At 69.3% G+C, this 17,247-nt stretch carries 15 protein-coding genes; 3 read left to right on the top strand and 12 right to left on the bottom strand.

Going from position 1 to position 17,247, the window contains the following annotated elements:
* Positions 1-666 precede the first annotated feature (666 nt).
* Entirely contained in the window at positions 667-1,722 is a 1,056-nt protein-coding gene (locus ACN9MP_RS04005) for a hypothetical protein (RefSeq protein WP_426324027.1), read from the bottom strand.
* Positions 1,723-1,785: 63 nt separating this feature from the next.
* On the opposite strand from ACN9MP_RS04005, the gene ACN9MP_RS04000 reads away from it, so the two are divergent.
* Complete coding sequence (locus ACN9MP_RS04000) at positions 1,786-2,619, top strand: hypothetical protein (protein ID WP_426324026.1); 834 nt, start codon at positions 1,786-1,788, stop codon at positions 2,617-2,619.
* Here ACN9MP_RS04000 and ACN9MP_RS03995 read toward each other — a convergent pair.
* From ACN9MP_RS03995 to ACN9MP_RS03965, 7 genes are all read right to left on the bottom strand, one after another.
* A complete protein-coding gene (locus ACN9MP_RS03995; protein ID WP_426324025.1) occupies positions 2,616-3,056 on the bottom strand; it encodes a DUF488 family protein in 441 nt (146 codons plus the stop codon). The genes ACN9MP_RS04000 and ACN9MP_RS03995 overlap by 4 nt on opposite strands.
* A gap of 218 nt (positions 3,057-3,274) precedes the next feature.
* A complete protein-coding gene (locus ACN9MP_RS03990) occupies positions 3,275-3,484 on the bottom strand; it encodes a hypothetical protein (protein ID WP_426324024.1) in 210 nt (69 codons plus the stop codon).
* 498 nt (positions 3,485-3,982) lie between these two features.
* Positions 3,983-4,648: an SDR family oxidoreductase gene (locus ACN9MP_RS03985; RefSeq protein WP_426324023.1), complete on the bottom strand. Its 666-nt coding sequence runs from the start codon at positions 4,646-4,648 to the stop codon at positions 3,983-3,985.
* Between the two features lie 261 nt (positions 4,649-4,909).
* Positions 4,910-6,949: a VWA domain-containing protein gene (locus ACN9MP_RS03980; protein WP_426324022.1), complete on the bottom strand. Its 2,040-nt coding sequence runs from the start codon at positions 6,947-6,949 to the stop codon at positions 4,910-4,912.
* 123 nt (positions 6,950-7,072) lie between these two features.
* Positions 7,073-8,464, bottom strand: coding sequence for a sigma 54-interacting transcriptional regulator (locus ACN9MP_RS03975; protein WP_426324021.1), 1,392 nt, complete (start codon positions 8,462-8,464; stop codon positions 7,073-7,075).
* A gap of 64 nt (positions 8,465-8,528) precedes the next feature.
* Complete coding sequence (locus tag ACN9MP_RS03970; protein WP_426324020.1) at positions 8,529-10,151, bottom strand: amidohydrolase; 1,623 nt, start codon at positions 10,149-10,151, stop codon at positions 8,529-8,531.
* On the bottom strand, positions 10,148-11,581 hold the full coding sequence (locus ACN9MP_RS03965) for a purine-cytosine permease family protein (protein ID WP_426324019.1): 1,434 nt from the start codon (positions 11,579-11,581) through the stop codon (positions 10,148-10,150). The genes ACN9MP_RS03970 and ACN9MP_RS03965 overlap by 4 nt, the downstream gene beginning before the upstream one ends.
* Positions 11,582-11,653: 72 nt before the next feature.
* On the opposite strand from ACN9MP_RS03965, the gene ACN9MP_RS03960 reads away from it, so the two are divergent.
* Complete coding sequence (locus ACN9MP_RS03960; RefSeq protein WP_426324018.1) at positions 11,654-12,316, top strand: TetR/AcrR family transcriptional regulator; 663 nt, start codon at positions 11,654-11,656, stop codon at positions 12,314-12,316.
* Positions 12,317-12,518: 202 nt separating this feature from the next.
* Here ACN9MP_RS03960 and ACN9MP_RS03955 read toward each other — a convergent pair whose 3' ends face one another.
* From ACN9MP_RS03955 to ACN9MP_RS03945, 3 genes are read right to left on the bottom strand one after another with little or no spacing between them, the layout of a single operon-like run.
* Positions 12,519-13,247, bottom strand: a complete 729-nt coding sequence (locus ACN9MP_RS03955) for a PepSY domain-containing protein (protein WP_426324017.1) — start codon at positions 13,245-13,247, stop codon at positions 12,519-12,521.
* A gap of 56 nt (positions 13,248-13,303) precedes the next feature.
* The gene (locus ACN9MP_RS03950; RefSeq protein ID WP_426324016.1) at positions 13,304-14,602 is read right to left on the bottom strand and encodes a sensor histidine kinase; all 1,299 of its coding nucleotides are present in this window, start codon (positions 14,600-14,602) and stop codon (positions 13,304-13,306) included.
* Positions 14,595-15,272, bottom strand: a complete 678-nt coding sequence (locus ACN9MP_RS03945; protein WP_426324015.1) for a response regulator transcription factor — start codon at positions 15,270-15,272, stop codon at positions 14,595-14,597. The genes ACN9MP_RS03950 and ACN9MP_RS03945 overlap by 8 nt, the downstream gene beginning before the upstream one ends.
* 328 nt (positions 15,273-15,600) lie before the next feature.
* On the opposite strand from ACN9MP_RS03945, the gene ACN9MP_RS03940 reads away from it, so the two are divergent.
* The gene (locus ACN9MP_RS03940) at positions 15,601-15,780 is read left to right on the top strand and encodes a hypothetical protein (RefSeq protein ID WP_426324014.1); all 180 of its coding nucleotides are present in this window, start codon (positions 15,601-15,603) and stop codon (positions 15,778-15,780) included.
* A 72-nt stretch (positions 15,781-15,852) separates the two neighbouring features.
* Here ACN9MP_RS03940 and ACN9MP_RS03935 read toward each other — a convergent pair whose 3' ends face one another.
* Positions 15,853-17,121, bottom strand: a complete 1,269-nt coding sequence (locus tag ACN9MP_RS03935; protein WP_426324013.1) for an ammonium transporter — start codon at positions 17,119-17,121, stop codon at positions 15,853-15,855.
* Between the last annotated feature and the right edge of the window lie 126 nt (positions 17,122-17,247).

Raw genomic sequence — 17,247 nt, 5'->3', positions numbered from 1 at the left:
AATGAGGGAAGCTCGTTGTGCAGGTCGGCCCCTCACCTAAAGGGCGAAGGTTTCGCCGACGCGCCGCGGGGCCCAAGGGCTGGGGTAGGTCATCACCTGCCGTAGCTCCAGGCGCAATCCGGCGGGGGCCAATCTGGCTCGCGGCCGATCCCTTTCCGGGCGATGCCCGCTGGAGGGAGGTCGGGTACGCACTTGAGCGCGTGCGCTTCGGATCCGTAAGCGAGCCGGGCCCGAAATCGCACCGCAGGCGGGCGTTGAAGGGCGAATCGAGCTCTTACAGCACGGGACGGTGCGTGGATGGAGGCAGATTCCTCGCGCGGCGATCATGAACGAGCAATTCATCCCTCGTTCGCTTGGTCGTCGTTCGCCTCTCCTATCGTGACGGCGTCGCGGACCCGCCGGCATGGGCGCTGCATCCTGTCGATGCCATGGAGCACCCATGAAGGTCGTCCAGGCGTGAGCGGCAGTACGGATGCGCTCGAGCGCGAGCAGTTCGGACGCCTCTGCGAACAGCTGCGCGAAGGCGACACACTCGACGGCGAGCCGCGAGCTCGCGAAGGGGTTTGCGCGCTGAGGGCCACAGCCTTACGAAGATCGGCCGTGCGCTCGACGTCTCGAAGAGCTCGGTCCACCGAGCGCTCAGCGCATAGGAGCGAGCGACAGCAGCTAGAAGATGAAGTCCGCTGGCTCCATCCAGAACCTCGACCGACCATCCGCCAGGTCTTCCCATACGAAGCCGAAGTCGGTCAGCCACGCATCGAGAGCGTCGGCAAGCTCATTTGTCCAGCGTTCGAGGTCGCTAGGGTCGACCCGAACCCCACCGGGCGGGATGTCGCTCAGGAGGCGTTCGAGATCATCCCAATGGTCCTCAGCCATGAGCCTCCACAGGTCTGACTCGGCGACGTCGTCGGGGAAAGGCGCGCCAGTCTCGGACCCCATCACACGGCGAGCAGCCGCGACATAAGCGAGCGCCTTCCACAGGTGGTGTGTCTCCTGGACGACCTCGTAGGCAAGGCGATCGACGTCTCCGTGCCCCTGGTAGGTGACCACGTAGCGCTGGAGTGCTGCCTGCAAATGGCGCAGACTCTCCAAAGGGAAGTCGGTCTCGTACTCCTCTCGCAGTTCGCGAGGTACGCCCAGCTCCGCGCGGTATTCGGAGATCACCTGATGCGCCACGTTCAAGAAGTTCTGGCGCGCCCGGCCAGCTGCGGAGAAGTCTGGGTTGTCCTCCCCTGCCTGCTCCATGGCGACGTGCTGCGCCTCGTGGATTGCGGTGCGCCGTGCCCTGTTGGCTCGCGCCCCATCACTCGCCACGATCTGCTCCGCGTCCTCCGGTGGGAGGTGCTGACGCGCCGCGTCCGAGTCGAGAAAGAGGAATGCCGGAAACACGACATGCACCTCGCCGTCAACGACCAGCGTCTTCGCCCCGACGGAGCCAGCTCCTCGTTCCAAGTCGAACGAGTCGCGGTACGGTCCATCGGGGAGACGAGCCTTTACCGATTCGACGAAGTCGCCCGCGATGACGAGTTTCACTTCATCGGGTCGCAGCGCCAGCAGCCCCAGTGCAGCCCGACAGAAATCGATCAGTGGCGTGGGAGCGGGTCGCCCAGGACTCATACCGAGCATCACCAAGTCCGCGTCCTCAATGACGAACGCGACGGCGGGAACGGCGGACGGCGCGGCGGCGGACTCTTCATCGGAGGGCACATCGAATGATGGCACGAACTCCCGTCTCACCATGGTGTTCTTCGCGGCGGTGTCCGATCTCGGCAATATGCTCGCGCCATGAGGGTGGAAGGCGAACGAGCGCGCGTGCTGATCACGGTGAAGGCGACGCCGCAGCCTTCGACGAGCTATGGGGACACGTCTTGCGTTGCCGGCGTCCGCATCGACGGTGATGAGCCGAGCTGGATTCGGCTGTACCCGATCGCGTTCCGCTGGCTCGACGGCGACGCCCAGTTCAAGAAGTACGACGTCATCGAGTTGGAGGTGCGGCGCAAGGACTCCGACACGCGGCGCGAGAGCTACTCCCCGACGCAGGACTCCTGGAGCGTCGTCCAGAACCTCCCGCCGTGGAAGGCACGCCACAAGATCATCGGACTGCTGGAGCCCACAACGACCTGCGAGCTGATGCGCGCCGCTTCCGCTGATGGGTCGGCTCCATCCCTCGGTCTCGTGTACCCGGCGGATGTCGACCGGCTCGAATTCGAGCCGCATCCGAAGTGGACGCCAGAGCAGTTGGCGAAGATGCAGGCGCGTATCGACAAGGAGTCGTCGGCGCTCATCCCGATGAGCGGTTCGATTCCCGCCATCCTGAAGGAGCCGGAGTTTAAGGTTCGCTACCGTTACCGGTGCGCGGACGCTGCCTGCTCCGGGCACCAGGGCCGCATCCTCGACTGGGAGCTGACGTCACTGCAGAATCGGCTTCGCCATCGAGGCGAGGATGTGAAGGCGGGTGTCACCGAGAAGTTCCTTGAGCAAATGTTCGCGCCCGAACGTCAGGCCGGGTTCTATATGGGAAACTTCGAGCTCGCTGCTCGCCGGGGCAAGTTCAGTGTCCTCGGCGTGTACTGGCCGCGGTTCGAGGACGCGGTCGCTCCCGCACCGACTCTGTTCTAGGACTTCACCAGGTCGCGGGCCATCAGCAGCCGCACCTGTTCGAGCACCTGCTCCCGATGGCAGTGCTGCTCATCCTGCTCGTAGCAGAACAGCACCACTTCGCCCGCTTGCGCAAGATCAGCGACCTCTTGCAGCGCCGCCGTGGCTGCCTCCGACTGGAGTTCCTGGCGAAAACGGTCTCGGACCTCGTTCGCGAGGTCAGACTCGAGCTCGCCATACCCGGCGCGGTTGTCGCGTTGATTCCCAAGCACCGGCAAATGGACATAGGCGATGCCTGCCTCTCCCAGCGCCTCCCCGAGGGCGCGCTTCGAGAAGCCGCGCTTGCGCGAGATAGCGTTGAGGCGGACGTCGACGAGCGTCTTGATGCCACGAATGCGCAGCTTCCAGATGAACGCGTCCAGGATCAGGCCCTCGTATCCGATGCCGGAGATGCTCATAGGGAGTCCCTTCCGTTGACGCAGCCGATGCGCTGCAACTCGGCACCGTGAACCGCAGTACTGAGCGTCACTCCGTGCCGTGAACTGCCGCCCGCACGCCACGCAGGTGCGATTGGGTGCCCGCCGAGCGCGAATCTCGCTGGTGACGCCGGCACGCAACGCCGACAGCTCATCTAACGATAGGCGTCCGACGTCGACCATGTAACAGATGTTAGCTGTTACATCGACGTTCCCGCGGAGGCGCGGCGCGATTGACCGGGCGCCGATTCGTCCGACTCAGAGTTCTCCCGTGCCTCCCGCTTCGTGCGCCGCGTGAAGCTCTGGAAGAAGCAATCCGCGGTCAAATTGAGCGCTGATAGTTGCGCGCCGATCGCCGTCGCGTCCTTGAACCCGTCGTCCTGCGCGAGCGCCCGGGCGAACTTCTTCAACGCCTTCTTGAGCTCTCTGATCGACCGGCAGTTGGGCGGTGTAGTGCCCGCGCGCTCGACGACGTGGCTCGGGTGTAGCACGAGCGGGATGACCCGTCGCGTCGGCCCCGTACTCGCCCTGAGCCCAGTTCACGGAGCCGGCGAGCTGGTTGATGTCCTTCTTCCAGATGACGTTGGCTGTCGCGCCGGTCTTCGCCTCGATCATCACGTACACTGCGGGCCTGGATGCCAGGTCTCCACAACCTGCACGTCTGGTCGCAGGACGCAACGGGCGATGTGGTCGCGCCATCCCTTCTGTGCGAAGCGCCCCCACAGCACGACCTCCTCCAACTTCGGGAGCAGTTGCATCACTTCGAGCAACGCCTGCGATCGGGACCGGCCGGATCACCGTCCCTCGCCGCGCGACTGATAGTCGGGCCGGCGATGGTCAACGGGTCGGTCATGCGGTGATCGGCTGTGACGCGTTCACGCACCACCTGCTGGTGGATGGGTGTGGCGTCAGTAGCGTGCTGAGAAGCCGCCGTCCGCGTTGATGAGTTGACCGGACACCCATCGTCCTTCCGGGCTGACGAGGAATGCAACTAGCGCGGCGATGTCGCTTGGATTGCCGAGCCGGCCCAACGGATGCATATCGGCCAACTCAGCCCGCGTAGGACCGTCCATCCAGCCGGTGTCGATCGGGCCCGGGTTGACGACATTCGCTGAGATGCCCCTAGGACCGAGCTCGCGTGCAGCGGAGATCACGATGCGGTCGAGGGCGCCTTTCGAGGCGCCGTAAGGGAGGTTACCGGTGGTGTGATCGCTGGTGAATGCGACCACCACTCCACCGTCGCTGGCCGTCTGCCGCGCGAACTCGGCGATGAGCAGAAGCGAGGCGCGGGCGTTGACCGCGACGTGGTGGTCGAAGCTGTCGGCGGTGGTGTCGAGGATGCCGGAGTTCACATCGTGCGCATGGCTGAGGATGAGGGCGCTGATCTCTCCACGATCCTGGCGGACGTGTTCGATCAGCGCCGCCGGGCCTTCGGGAGTCGAGAGATCACATGGGAAATCGCCGGCGCTGAGGTCGCTTGTGACGACTTCCCACCCCTCGCCCGTAAGCCGTGGAATCACACCAGCGGCGATGCTGTTGGCGCGTCCAGCTCCAGTGATCAGCGCGAGAGGCATCTCCCGAGGCTACCGGCGCGGCACGAGGATCCCGAGGCGCTGAGCCACACAGACAGCGCGGACCTCACATAGACCCAAACGGTGTGCGCCGACCTACGCCCCGGAGCGGGTCGATCACCGCACGTGGGTCGGTCCTTCAGCGTTCGCGTCAGTTCCAAGGCGGAAGTCAACACTGCGCGAAACCGCACATTGCTCGTTTAGCCTGCCCGGTGATTCGCGCGCTCAAGCTACCCCAGCCGCACGCCTGAACCCAGAGCCCCGCTACCACCAGGAGCGGCCCCGCAGCATGTCGCCGAAGTCCTCCGGAGACCCGCGGCCCGTGTGGCGCGAGCCGAGGTAGCTGTCGACCACGGCACGGCCGAGGTCGTCGAGCTCCGGCGCCACCACGTGACCCTCCGCGCGGCGCGCGAGCGCGTCGATGAAGCGGGCGAGGCCCGGGTCCTCCCCCAGCCGGAAGAACGTCGTCTGAGCCCCGAGCCGATGCACGGTGTCGAGTTCGCGCACCGTGGCCGCCACCGTGCGCGGGTCGGGCGGATAGGCGAAGTGCACACGACCATCGGGCCGGATGTGCGACGTCGGCTCGCCGTCGGTCACGATCAGCAGCACCGGCTGCGCCACCGGATTCTTGCGGAAGTGCCGCTGCGCCAGCAGCAGCGCATGCTGCAGGTTCGTGCCCTTGTCCCACACGGCATCCTTCGCGGTGAGCTGCTCGATGTCGATCACCTCGGCATGCCGGGCGAACGCGATCAGCTGCAGGCTGTCGCCGCGGAAGCGGGTCGAGATGAGGTGGTGAAGCGCCAGCGCGGTGCGCTTCATCGGAACCCAGCGGCCATCCATCGCCATCGAGAACGACGTGTCGACCAGCAGCGCCACCACGGCCTGCGTGCGCTCCTCGGTCTCGACGACCTCCACGTCGCGGGTGTCGAGCCGCACGCCCGCCGACGCCTCTCCCCCGTCGAGCACGGTGCGCAGCACCGCGTTCGACACGGTGCGCGGGATGTCCCACGGCTCGGTGTCGCCGAACGCCCACGCGCGCGTCGAGCCCGTGCGGTCGCCGGCGGCGCCGGCGTTCCGCGTCTCGCGGCGCCCCGTGCGGCCGGACTGCCGGGTCGCGATGTCGCGCAGCAGCGCCCGTCCCAGCTGTCGCATCGCCCGCGGGGTCAGCCTGAGCTGTCCGTCGGACGCACGCTGCAGCATCCCGGTATCCCTCAACTGCTGCTCGAGCTCCCGCAGCGTGCGGGCGCTGACGGCCGCGTCCTGGCCGATCAGCCGCTCGAGCGAATCGAGGTCGATATCGTCCATGCGCGCGCCGGCATACATCTGGCCGAGCTGATCGGTGAGCGAGTCGAGGTCGGAGAGGTCCTGCATGATGCCCGTCGCCTCGCCGAGGCCGGTCGGCTGATCGCCGGAGAAGGATGCCGAACCCGTCCAGTCCTCGCCCGGGCGGAGCGAACGCAGATTGTCGTCGAGCCGAGACAGCGACTGCATGAGGTCGGGCGACCCGAACGCCTGCGCTGCGAGACTCATGAGCTCGTCGCGCTGCTCGGGCGTCATGGAGTTGAGCATCCGCTGTGCTGCGGCGGAGCGCTCGGCGATGGTGTCGAGCAGCTCGTCGAGGTTCTGCGGGTTCTCGGGGAACTGATCCCCGTGCTTGCGCATGAACTCGTCGAAGTCCTCCTGCGTGTCTTCGCCCATGCGGCGCTTCTCGAGCAGGTCGTTGAGATCGTTGAGCATGTCGCGGATCGCCTGGCGATCGGCATCCGTCGCATTCTCGAGCGCGTTCTTCATGCCCGCGAACCGCTGGTCGAGCATCTCGCGGCCGAGCAGCTCGCGGATGCGATCGTAGTCCGCGCGGGCGGCCGGACTCTGCCAGTCGTAGTCGGCGAGGTCGTTGACGGCTGCGGCGGTGCTCGCCGGCAGGTTCTCGAGCCGCATCTCGGCGAACGCGCGAACGTCGTCGTCGAGATCGACGTCGCGGACGAGGTGCTTGCGCTCCTCGAGCACGGCGTGCTCCAGCAGCCGCTTGACCTCTTCGAGCGTGCCGTCGAGGCGGTGGCGCTGTGTGAGCTGGGCGCGGCGCTCGCGCACGCGGCGGGCGAGGTCGTCGAGCCCCACCCGGTCGCGATCGCCGCGACGCAGGTACTCGCGCAAGGCGCGTTCGGCCGACGTTCCCGACATCACGTCCTGGCCGATCGCCTCCAGCGCGGACTGCACCTCGACGGGCGGGGCGAGGGGGTCGCCGCCGTGGTACCGGCCGTAGCGGGCGGTGTGCGCGGGCGCGCGGTGGAAGGAACGGGGCATTACGGGATGCCTCCTCCCGCGTGCGTCGAGGGCCCGGCGTCGAGAGCGCGCGAATCACGGGTCCAGCCGTGATCTGGCTGTCGTTCCCGCCCTCTCGATGACCAGCGGGGGCGCGGCATCCGCTCATCCATAGACGGTCTCCCCCGCGGCGCTGTCCTTGCCGATCCGGCGCTCGAGGTAGAGCGACTCGAGCAGGAGCTCGAGCGCGCCCGCGCGCTCGCCCGGCGTCTGCGCGTCGAGCCGGAGCGCCACCTGGTCGTACAGGTCGGACTCCCCCAGCACCGGCATCGCCGCGATGACCTCGGCGGCGGGCACCTGTTCGCCGGTCATGACCGTCGCCCCGTCGTGGAGGGCGTCGGCGAGCGCACCGGAGTCGAGCCCGCGCAGATGCGCACGGGCGGTGTCGGCGACCGCCGTGCGGAGCAGATGCTCGAGGATGGCGCGCTCCCGGCCCTCCTCCCCGGTCTCGAACTCGATCTTGCCGCCGAGAACGTCGACGGCGGTCTCGAGGTCCACCGGCCGGGCGACGGCGACGTCCTCGTGCTGCCGCGTGGCCCGGTGCAGCGCCGCGGCGGCGATCGTCTCGGCGCCGGCGATCGCGAACCTCGCAGACACGCCCGCACGCTGGTCGACGGCATCCGATTCCCGAAGGTTGCGCGTGAATCGCGCGAGGATCTCGAGCAGGTGCGCCGGCACGTGAGCGACGAGGTCGGCCTCCTGCCGGATGACGGCGATCTCCTCGTCGATCGTCTGCGGGTAGTGGGTGCGGATCTCCGCCCCGAAGCGGTCCTGCAGCGGCGTGATGATGCGGCCGCGGTTCGTATAGTCCTCGGGGTTGGCCGTGGCGACCACCAGCACGTCGAGATCGAGACGCAGCACATAGCCGCGGATCTGGATGTCGCGCTCCTCCATGACGTTGAGCAGCGACACCTGGATGCGCTCGGCGAGATCGGGCAGCTCGTTGATCGCGACGATGCCGCGGTTGCTGCGCGGGACCAGCCCGTAGTGGATCGTCTCGGGGTCGCCGAGCGAGCGGCCCTCGGCGACCTTGATCGGGTCGACGTCGCCGATCAGGTCGGCCACCGACGTGTCGGGGGTGGCGAGCTTCTCGGCGTAGCGCTCACTGCGGTGCCGCCAGGCGACGGGCAGGTCATCGCCCAGCTCGCTCGCAAGGCGGACGGATGCCGGCACGATCGGGTGGAACGGATGCTCGCCGAGCTCCGACCCCTCGATGACCGGCGCCCACTCGTCGAGCAGACCCACGAGGCTCCGGAGCAGGCGCGTCTTGCCCTGCCCTCGTTCCCCGAGCAGCACGATGTCGTGACCTGCGAGGATCGCACGCTCGAGCTGCGGGATGACCGTCGTGTCGAAGCCGTGGATGCCGGGCCACGGATCGCGCCCCTCCGCGAGGGCGGCGAGGAGGTTCTCGCGCAGCTCCACCCGCACGGGGCGGTGGGTGTGACCCGATGCCCGCAGCTGCCCGGCGGTCGTGATCCCCGAAGGCGAAGGTGTCATGCCGGGAGGCTACGCCGCCTGCACCCTCCCGGGGGCCGGATCGGCCGAAATTCTCCCAGCCGTGCTACGGCCGCTCGTCCGCCCGGTAGCGGGAGCGTCCCGCCACGATCGTCTCGACGACGCGCGCCGTGAGGAGCGAATCGACCCCGACGGCGAAGGGGTCGGTATCGAGCACCACGATGTCGGCGGCGAAGCCGGGAGCGATCCGCCCGCGCCAGCTCCCGTCGCCGACCGATGCGGCCGCGTCGCGCGTGGCGTGGCCGATCGCCCGCTCGAGCGGCAGCGCGTACTGCGGGTGGGTGGCGCCCACGCCCGGGTCGAGGGCCGACCCGCGCGTCGAGGCGACGTACATGTTCGCCAGCGCACTGTGCGGAGCCGTCGGCGCGTCGGTGGAGAACGCCAGCAGCGCCCCCGCGTCTTCGTACTCCGGCCACGGGAACGCCCGCTCGACGCGCTCGTCACCGAGCATCTGGGCCCAGTTCTCGAAGATCGCGGGATCGGAGTGCACCGGCTGCATCGACGCCGTGACGCCGAGTGTCGCCATCCGCTCCGCCGTGCCCGGGGCGGCGTACTCGAGGTGCTCGATCCGGTGGCGGCGGTCGCGCTCGCCGTTGACCGCGATCGCGTGCTCGATGGCGTCCAGGGCGATCTCGCTCGCGTAGTCGCCGATCGCGTGCTGGGCGACCTGCAGTCCCGCCGCGTCCGCGGCGGCGACAACGGGCTTCAGCTGCGCGGGCGGCCAGATCGGCGCTGCGTTCGTGCCATTGGCATACGGCTCGCGCAGCGCCGCCGTGCACGCATCGATGACGCCGTCGAGGATGAGCTTGACACCCACGACGCGGAGCCACGGCGACGAGGGGCTGGCGGCCAGCTCGGCCGCTCGCGCGACCTGCGACAGGTTCCTCTCGTCGTCGCCGGTGTTCTCGACGAGCCAGTGCGCGGCCACGCGAATCGGAAGCTCGCCGCCGTGGCGAGCCAGGGCACGTTCGAAGGCGGCGAGGCCGTACTCGTCGAACGCCATGTCGACGACGCCCGTGACGCCGCTCGCCAGGTACGCGTCGAGGGTGCGCTCCACGGCCTCGTCGCGGTCGGCATCCGTCGTCGTCGCATCGCGATGCGCCCATGCGTACTGCACGGCAGCCGTCTCGTAGAGCATGCCGGTGGGTTCGCCATCGGCGTCCCGGCCGATCTCGCCGCCGAGCGGATCCGGGGTGTCGCGGGTGATGCCCAGTTCGGCGAGGGCCGCGCGGTTGACCCAGCACGAGTGGTAGTCGTTCGCGTCGAGGAAGACGGGGATGTCGGCCACCACCGCGTCGATCATCGCCGCGGTGGGCGCGCCGCCGGGAACGGAGCCGAACAGCCATCCGCGCCCACGCAGGGCCGCGGCATCCGGATTCTGCTCCCGTGCTTCGCGCAGCCGCGCCTGGATCTCATCGAGGGATCGCGCATCGGTGAGGGACACCTGCCCGAGAGCCGCACCCGTCATGAGCAGGTGCGTGTGCGCGTCGGTGAAGCCCGGAAGCACGAGCCGGCCCTGCAGGTCGACGATCTCGTCGGCTTCGGGAGCGTCCGCGCCGTCACCGACGTGCACGATGACGTCGTCGCGAACGACGAACGTGTCGGCCCAGGAGTCACCGGGTGCGGGGTCGGCCGTGAAGACCGTGCCGTTGACATACCTCGTGATCACGGACGGCCCTCCTTTCCGAGCGGGGTGCGCAACAGGCCGGCGTAGAGGCCCGCGGCGACCAGCATCCCGACCGGCACCGAGAGGTCGATGTAGCCCGTCGCCTCGGCGATCGGCCCCGACCAGACGCTCGTCGAGAGGCACAGAGCGGTCGCGAGACCACCGGCGAGCAGCGCCGCGATGCCGGGGATGCTCCATCCGCCGGAGTACCAGAAGCGGCCTCCCGGGTGGTCGTCGAACAGCTCGACGCCGTCATACCGGTAGCGGCGCAGCAGCACATCGACGACGTAGATGGCCATCGCCGGCCCCGACACGATGACGAGGAACTGCAGCATGAGGTTCGCCGCCTCCAGCAGGCTCGACGACAGCACGAGGTAGATCGTCAGAGCGGTTCCCACGGCCCCGACGATGATCGCGGCGGGAATGCGGCGCAGCCGTAACCCGATCGCCTGCAGGGCCATGCTCGAGGTGTACGTGGTCATCGCATTCAGCGCGATCGTGTTGATCACCACGCCGATCACGAGGATCGGCCCGAGCCACGCGGGCAGCAGATCGAGCAGGGCGACGTCGAGCCCGGCATCGAATGCCGCGCCGCTGAGACCGGTTGCCAGGAGCACGCCGACGGTCGTGAACACCACGGACGGCAGGGCGCCGCCGAGGCCCGTCGCCAGCGCGATGTGCGACGGCTTCGTGGACCGTGGCAGATACCGCGCGATGTCGGGGCTGTTGATGAACGACAGGGGCGTCGAGGCGAGGATCGTGAACCCGATGGTCATCGCCGACCACAGCGCGGGTCCCTCGAGGGCCTGAGGGGCGGTGTACTGCCAGTCGACGGTCGGCAGGACGAACGCAGCGACCAGGAGGAAGATCACGAAGAGCGCGGCGGCCATATACGAGTAGGCGCGCATGATGAGGCCGTGACCGAAGATCGCGACGAGGACCGTGATCGCCGCCACCACCACGGTCACGCCGATGGGCACCCAGACCGGGTCGTCGAGCCCCATCCGACGCAGCAGGTCTGCGCCCATGAACGACGAGGCGAGCCACGTCAGCGACAGGAACACCGCGCCGATGAACCACCCGACGAAGGCGACGAAGAGCCGGTTGCCGAGGACGCCGTACATGGCCCGCGTCACGACGGAGCCCGAGGTGCCCGACGCGGGTCCGCTGCCGGCGATGATGCCGGGGAAGACCCACAGCAGCGAGGCGGCGAGGACGACCACGATCGCCTGCCACAGCTCCAGCCCGAGCAGGATGAGCGTCGCGCCGATCGTGAGGTTCAGGATGCTGACGTTCGGGGCCGCCCAGATGAAGAAGAGGTCGCGGGCGCGGCCGTGCCGCTCGGCATCGCCGACCAGCTCGATGCCCCGCGTCTCGGGACGCGTCGCGGTGTCGACGAACTCGTCATCGAGTTCTGTCTGAGAGTGGGTCACGGGGTTCCTTCCGGAAAGCGTCCTTGCTATTGGTCACATGCCCAATGGACTATTGGTCACACATTCAATAGCATGTGCGGTGTGACGTCAAGTGATATTTCGACGCGGACCCGCAAGCGTCCCGAGGAGCGGCGAGAGGAGATCCTGGAGCATGCGACGGCGATCGCCCTCGAAGAGGGGCTCGAGCGCATCACGCTGCGGGCGGTGGCCGATCGGCTCGGGGTGCGCCCGGGACTGATCACGCACTACTTCCCCGCCGCCGAGACCCTCGTCATCGAGGCCTTCGAGCGCGCCGCGGTGCGCGAGCGGGAGCAGTTCTTCACCGCGGCGGGCGACCCCGTGCAGCGGCTGGCTCATTTCCTGAACCACGTCGAGAGCGGTGCGTCCCAGCCGCTCGCCCGCATGTGGCTCAACGCGCGGCACCTCTCGCGCTTCAGTCCGGCGCTCGACGAGTCCCTGCGCCGGCAGGACGAACTCGACCGCGAGCGCCTGACCGCCATCATCGAGGACGGCATCGAGACGGGTGATTTTCGGACCACGGATGCCGAGACCGCATGCATCCGGATCCTCATCGCCCTGGACGGCGGCGGTTCCTACGTCAACAGCTCCGACCCGCCGGCCCACCGCGCGCACGAGCAGGTCGTCGCCGACGTGAGCGAGTGGACGCTGGGGCTCGAGCCGGGCGTGCTCCGGGCGGCCATCGACGCGGCCGGCGACGCGGCCGCCGACGGCTGACCGAGGCGCGAGCCCGCCCCAGCCCACGGACGTCGTGCTCGAAACTCCACAGCTTCGGCGGCCTGCGCCGCGCAGGTCGGCGTGTGAGGCGAGAATGGCCACGTTCCTGTGGAGTTCTGTCGCCGAGCCCCGCGGGAGCCACCCCGAGCCCACGGACGGCGGCCCCCGGTTTCCCGGGGGCCGCCGTCTCGTCGTGCCGTGCTCAGTCGTCGCCGTCGGCTCCGGCCGCGACCACGGCGAACTCGGCATCCAGCTCGATCTGGATGAACTCGCCGGCGGCGGTGAGCACCGTCACCTCCCACGGCGAGGCGCCGTCGTTGTCGGCCTCGACCTCGACGATGCGCCCGTCGGCTTCCGCGAGCGCCGCGTCCACGACGGCCGCGATCGAGTCGGCGTCCAGCACGTTCTGCGGCGCCGTGTCGTCGGAGCCGGGTTCCTCGGTGGAGACGACGGATGCTGCGCCCTCGGAGTCGACCCGCACTTCGGTCTCGGCGCCGTCCTGCGCCTCGAGCGTCACCTCGGCGCTGCCATCGCGCTCCAGCTCGATCGACACGGGCTCGCCCTCTGCGGCGGAGGATGCGGCATCCGTCATCGCGATCAGGTCGTCGGCTGAGGCGGTGCCGAGGTTCGAGACGTCGCCACTCGCGCTGTCGTCGTCGCCGTCCTGCGAGTCGTCGTCACCCTCGTCGGTCACCGACGTGCTGGTGTCGTCGGCCTCGTCGGCGATCGCCGAGCCGACCGCGATGCCGCCGCCGGCGAGCACGCCCACGGCCAGCACCGCACCGCCTGCGATCAGCAGAGCGCGCGGAAGGCGGCGCTTCGGGGCGGCCGGAGCAGGGGCCGGGGTCGCGACGACCGCGTCGGCTCGACCGGAATCGACCGGGCGACCGGCGGTGGGGGAAGTCTCGGGGGTGCTGTTGTCATCATCCATACTCCGATGGTGCCGACCGGCCCCTGAAGCAGGCCTGAAGCATCCTGAAGAGCCGTTCAGGGAGCCGCGGGCAGCGTCACGGCGAAGCGGGCTCCCCCGAGCGGTGAGTCCTCGACACGCACGGATCCGCCTTCGGCCTCGGCGATCGCCCGCACGATCGCGAGCCCCAGACCGCTGCCGCCCGCGTCGCGTGCGCGCGCCTCGTCGAGCCGCACGAAGCGCTCGAAGACGCGCTCCCGCTCCGCGGGCGGCACGCCGGCGCCGTCGTCGTCGACCGTGAGCAGAACCTGCCCGTCGCGCTCGTCGACCGCGATCGCGACACCGCTCCGCGCGTGGCGGGCCGCGTTGTCGGCGAGATTCCGCAGGAGCCGGCCCAGCAGATGCGCGTCGCCGCGCACGCGGGCGGCGTGGATGCCCGACGCATCGACGACCGTTCCGGCGGCGCGAAGCCGCTTCACCTCGGCGAGTGCGAGATCGTCGACGTCGACGGGCTCCTGGCGGAGAACGGCCTTCTCGTCGAGCCTCGTCAGCAGGAGCAGGGCGTCGACGAGGTCCTGCATGCGGAGTCCTTCCTCGTGGACCACCTCGGCGAGATCGCGGACGGATGTCGCCTCCGGATGCAGCTGTGCCAGCTCGGCGTGCTGGCGAATCGTCGCGAGCGGTGAGCGGAGCTCGTGCGAGGCATCCGACACGAACCGTCGCTGAGCGGTGGCGGAAGCATCCAATCGCTCCAGCATGCCGTTCATGGTGCTCGCGAGCGCGGCGATCTCGTCACCCGACGGTGGCACGGCGACGCGGCGGTCGAGACGGTCGGCGGTGATGTCGTCGACCTCGCCACGGATGCGGTCCACCGGCCGCAGGGCGCGACCGACGACCCACCACGTGACGGCGGCGACCAGCGCCACGACGGCCACGACCGCGACGATCAGCAGCACGGCGACGGTGCCCAGGGTGCTCTGGTCGTCTTCCACCGACGCGGCCAGCAGCAGCGTGCCCTCATCGAGGTCTTCCCGCACGACGAGCACGGGCTCCCCGTCGTACGTCGCGACGGAAGCGTCGTCGGCTTCGGGCAGGGCGCCGCGGTCGGCCTCCTCCGAGGCCGCGACGGTGCGCCCGTCGTCGTCGAGGAGCTGCGCGATGTCGTCGTCGAGGTCGGCCAGCACCTCCGGCCCCTCGGCCTCGATGCGCGCCGCGAGCTGTTCGGCGCGCGTCTCGGCGCCGCGCACGGCGGCATCGCGGACGCTGACCGAGAGGATGCCGTAGAACGCGAGCGCCCCGAGCAGCAGCGCGCCGGTGACGACCAGCGTCGCGGCCGCGGTGATGCGTGTGCGCAACGAGCGGCGTCGCTCAGCCACCGTCGGCCGCCAGACGGTATCCCGCGCCGCGCACGGTCTCGATGGCGGTGCGGTCGAACGGGCGGTCGACCTTGCGGCGCAGGTGCCCCACGTACACCTCGACGATGTTCGGGTCGCCCTCGAAGTCGTCGTTCCATACGCCGGCGATGAGGTCGCGCTTGGAGAGCACCTGCCCGCGATGGCGCATCAGGTGCTCGAGCACCGCGAACTCGCGGGCCGTCAGGTCGATCTCGGCGTCGCCGCGCCGCACTGTGCGGGCTCCGGGGTCGAGGCGCAGGTCTCCCGCCTCGAGCACGGTCGGCCGCTCCACTCCGCCCCGCCGGATCAGGGCACGCAGGCGCGCGACCAGCACGGCGAACGAGAACGGCTTGGTGACGTAGTCGTCGGCACCGGTCTCGAGCGCCTCGACCTGGTCCCACTCGCCGTCCTTCGCCGTGAGCATGAGCACCGGCGTCCAGTTCTCCTCGGCGCGCAGCGCGCCGCAGACCTTCCAACCGCTCATGCCCGGCATCATCAGGTCGAGCACGATCGCGTCGTACGCCGTCTCGCGGGCTCGCCACAGCCCGTCCACGCCGTTGTGGGCGACGTCTACGGCGAACCCTTCGGCCTCGAGCCCGCGACGGATGCCGTCGGCGAGCCGCACCTCGTCATCCACCAGCAGAATCCGCATCCGCACCAGTCTGGCCCGCGCCGGCTGAATCCGCGCTGAAGCGCACTCAGCGTGCCAACCCTCGTCTCCGCTGGCCCACGGACGACGTGCAGAACTCCACGGGTTTGACGCCCTGGGCCGCGCGGATCGGCGGGTGAGACCGGAATGGCCGCGTTCTTGTGGAGTTCTGTCGCCGCGCTCGCCGCGCTCGCCGGGCCGGCCGAACCCGCCGAGGTCGCCGGACCCGCCCCGCCCGAACGGGCGCATCGGCGAAGCCCACGGCCGTCAACCCCCGCGCCGCGACCCCGGGTCTCTGAGACGCTTCTTGCGCCACACCCGGGAGACGACCATGACCGACCTGCTGCCGCGCACCGCGCCGGCCCCCTTCGCCGCTCGCGGTCAGCTCAGCGAGCTGCTGCTCGACATCCTGACCTCGGAACCCCACGACGCGCTCACGGACGGCCGCGCGAAGGCCTTGCATTGCCGACGCCGCCCCGGTATCGGAGCGGCTTGCGCGTGGCCCCGGTGAGGGGCGACGCGAGGGCGGGTTCTCGTCGCGCGTACGACGAGAACCCGCCCTTCGTGAGTCCGGCGAGCCGGGTCAGGCCAGCTTCTCCTCCAGGACGTAGCCCTCCTCGCCGTGCTCGGCGAGGTCGACACCGGCGACCTCGTCCTCGCTCTTGACGCGGAAGCCCAGCGTCTTGTCGATGGCGAAGCCGATGACCAGGGTGAGGATGAGAGAGTAGCCCAGCACCGCGAAGGCGGCGATCGCCTGGACGAGCAGCTGAGTGCCGTCGCCGCCCATGAACAGGCCCGTGCCGTTGGCGAAGAAGCCGAGGTAGAGCGTGCCGATGACGCCGCCGACGAGGTGGATCCCCACGACGTCGAGGGAGTCGTCGAATCCCCAGGCGTACTTGAGCTCGATCGCGAGCGCGCAGACGGCACCGGCGACCGCGCCGAGCACGATCGCCCAGATGGGGTCGAGGGCGGCACAGGCCGGGGTGATCGCCACGAGACCGGCGACGGCGCCCGAGGCGGCGCCGACCGACGTGGGCTTGCCGTCCTTCAGCTTCTCGACCACGAGCCAGGCGAGCAGAGCCGCGGCCGTCGCCGCGATCGTGTTGACGTAGACGAGCGCTGCGACGCCGTCGGCAGCCAGCTCCGAGCCGCCGTTGAATCCGAACCAGCCGAACCACAGCAGGCCCGCGCCGAGGAGCACGAACGGCGGGTTGTGCGGCACGTGCGCGCCCTTGCGGAAGCCCACGCGCTTGCCGAGCACCAGGGCCAGTGCCAGAGCCGCGGCACCGGCGTTGATGTGCACCGCGGTGCCACCGGCGAAGTCGATGACGCCGACGCCGAAGGTCTCCTGCAGGCCATAGGTGATCCAGCCGCCGTAGGCGAAGCTGCCGTCGTCGGCGAGACCGAAGTTGAACACCCAGCTCGCCACCGGGAAGTACACGACCGTCGCCCACACGCCGGCGAACAGCATCCACGATCCGAACTTGGCCCGGTCGGCGATGGCGCCGGAGATGAGCGCGACGGTGATGATCGCGAAGGTGGCCTGGAACGCGACGAAGGCCAGCGGCGGGTACGCGGCGCCCTCGGGTGTCTCCAGCAGACTCTCGAGCCCGATCGCCGACCAGTCGATCGACCATGGCGGCACGAGCCCGTCCGCCCCCGGGAACGCGATCGCATACCCGTAGATCACCCACAGCACCCCGATGAGCCCGGCCGCGCCGAACGTCATCATCATCATGCTGATGACGCTCTTCGCTTTGACGAGGCCTCCGTAGAAGAAGGCCAGTCCGGGTGCCATCAGCAGCACGAGTGCCGCCGACAGCAGGATGAACGCGGTGTTTCCCTGATCCATGACGCGAGCCTCTCTGCAGGCTTCTGCGAGGGACCGCCGGGTTGCGGTGCGCCTTCGAGCTGCGCCTGCGGGCAGATCACTGCCGTGCAACCCATTTTCTTGGCGCGCAACCACTCGACGGTTTCT

Source organism: Microbacterium sp. E-13 (genome assembly GCF_049912955.1).
GTDB lineage: Bacteria > Actinomycetota > Actinomycetes > Actinomycetales > Microbacteriaceae > Microbacterium.
The sequence above is the reverse complement of the archived record's forward strand: the minus strand, read 5'-3'. Positions and strand labels throughout refer to the sequence as shown.

Excerpts from the sequence above, each read along its gene's own strand:
- ACN9MP_RS04000 (WP_426324026.1), top strand. The coding sequence starts at position 1,786 with ATGAGGGTGGAAGGCGAACGAGCGCGCGTGCTGATCACGGTGAAGGCG.
- ACN9MP_RS03995 (WP_426324025.1), bottom strand. The coding sequence starts at position 3,056 with ATGAGCATCTCCGGCATCGGATACGAGGGCCTGATCCTGGACGCGTTC.
- ACN9MP_RS03985 (WP_426324023.1), bottom strand. The coding sequence starts at position 4,648 with ATGCCTCTCGCGCTGATCACTGGAGCTGGACGCGCCAACAGCATCGCC.
- ACN9MP_RS03980 (WP_426324022.1), bottom strand. The coding sequence starts at position 6,949 with ATGCCCCGTTCCTTCCACCGCGCGCCCGCGCACACCGCCCGCTACGGC.
- ACN9MP_RS03975 (WP_426324021.1), bottom strand. The coding sequence starts at position 8,464 with ATGACACCTTCGCCTTCGGGGATCACGACCGCCGGGCAGCTGCGGGCA.
- ACN9MP_RS03960 (WP_426324018.1), top strand. The coding sequence starts at position 11,654 with ATGTGCGGTGTGACGTCAAGTGATATTTCGACGCGGACCCGCAAGCGT.
- ACN9MP_RS03955 (WP_426324017.1), bottom strand. The coding sequence starts at position 13,247 with ATGGATGATGACAACAGCACCCCCGAGACTTCCCCCACCGCCGGTCGC.
- ACN9MP_RS03945 (WP_426324015.1), bottom strand. The coding sequence starts at position 15,272 with ATGCGGATTCTGCTGGTGGATGACGAGGTGCGGCTCGCCGACGGCATC.
- ACN9MP_RS03940 (WP_426324014.1), top strand. The coding sequence starts at position 15,601 with ATGACCGACCTGCTGCCGCGCACCGCGCCGGCCCCCTTCGCCGCTCGC.
- ACN9MP_RS03935 (WP_426324013.1), bottom strand. The coding sequence starts at position 17,121 with ATGGATCAGGGAAACACCGCGTTCATCCTGCTGTCGGCGGCACTCGTG.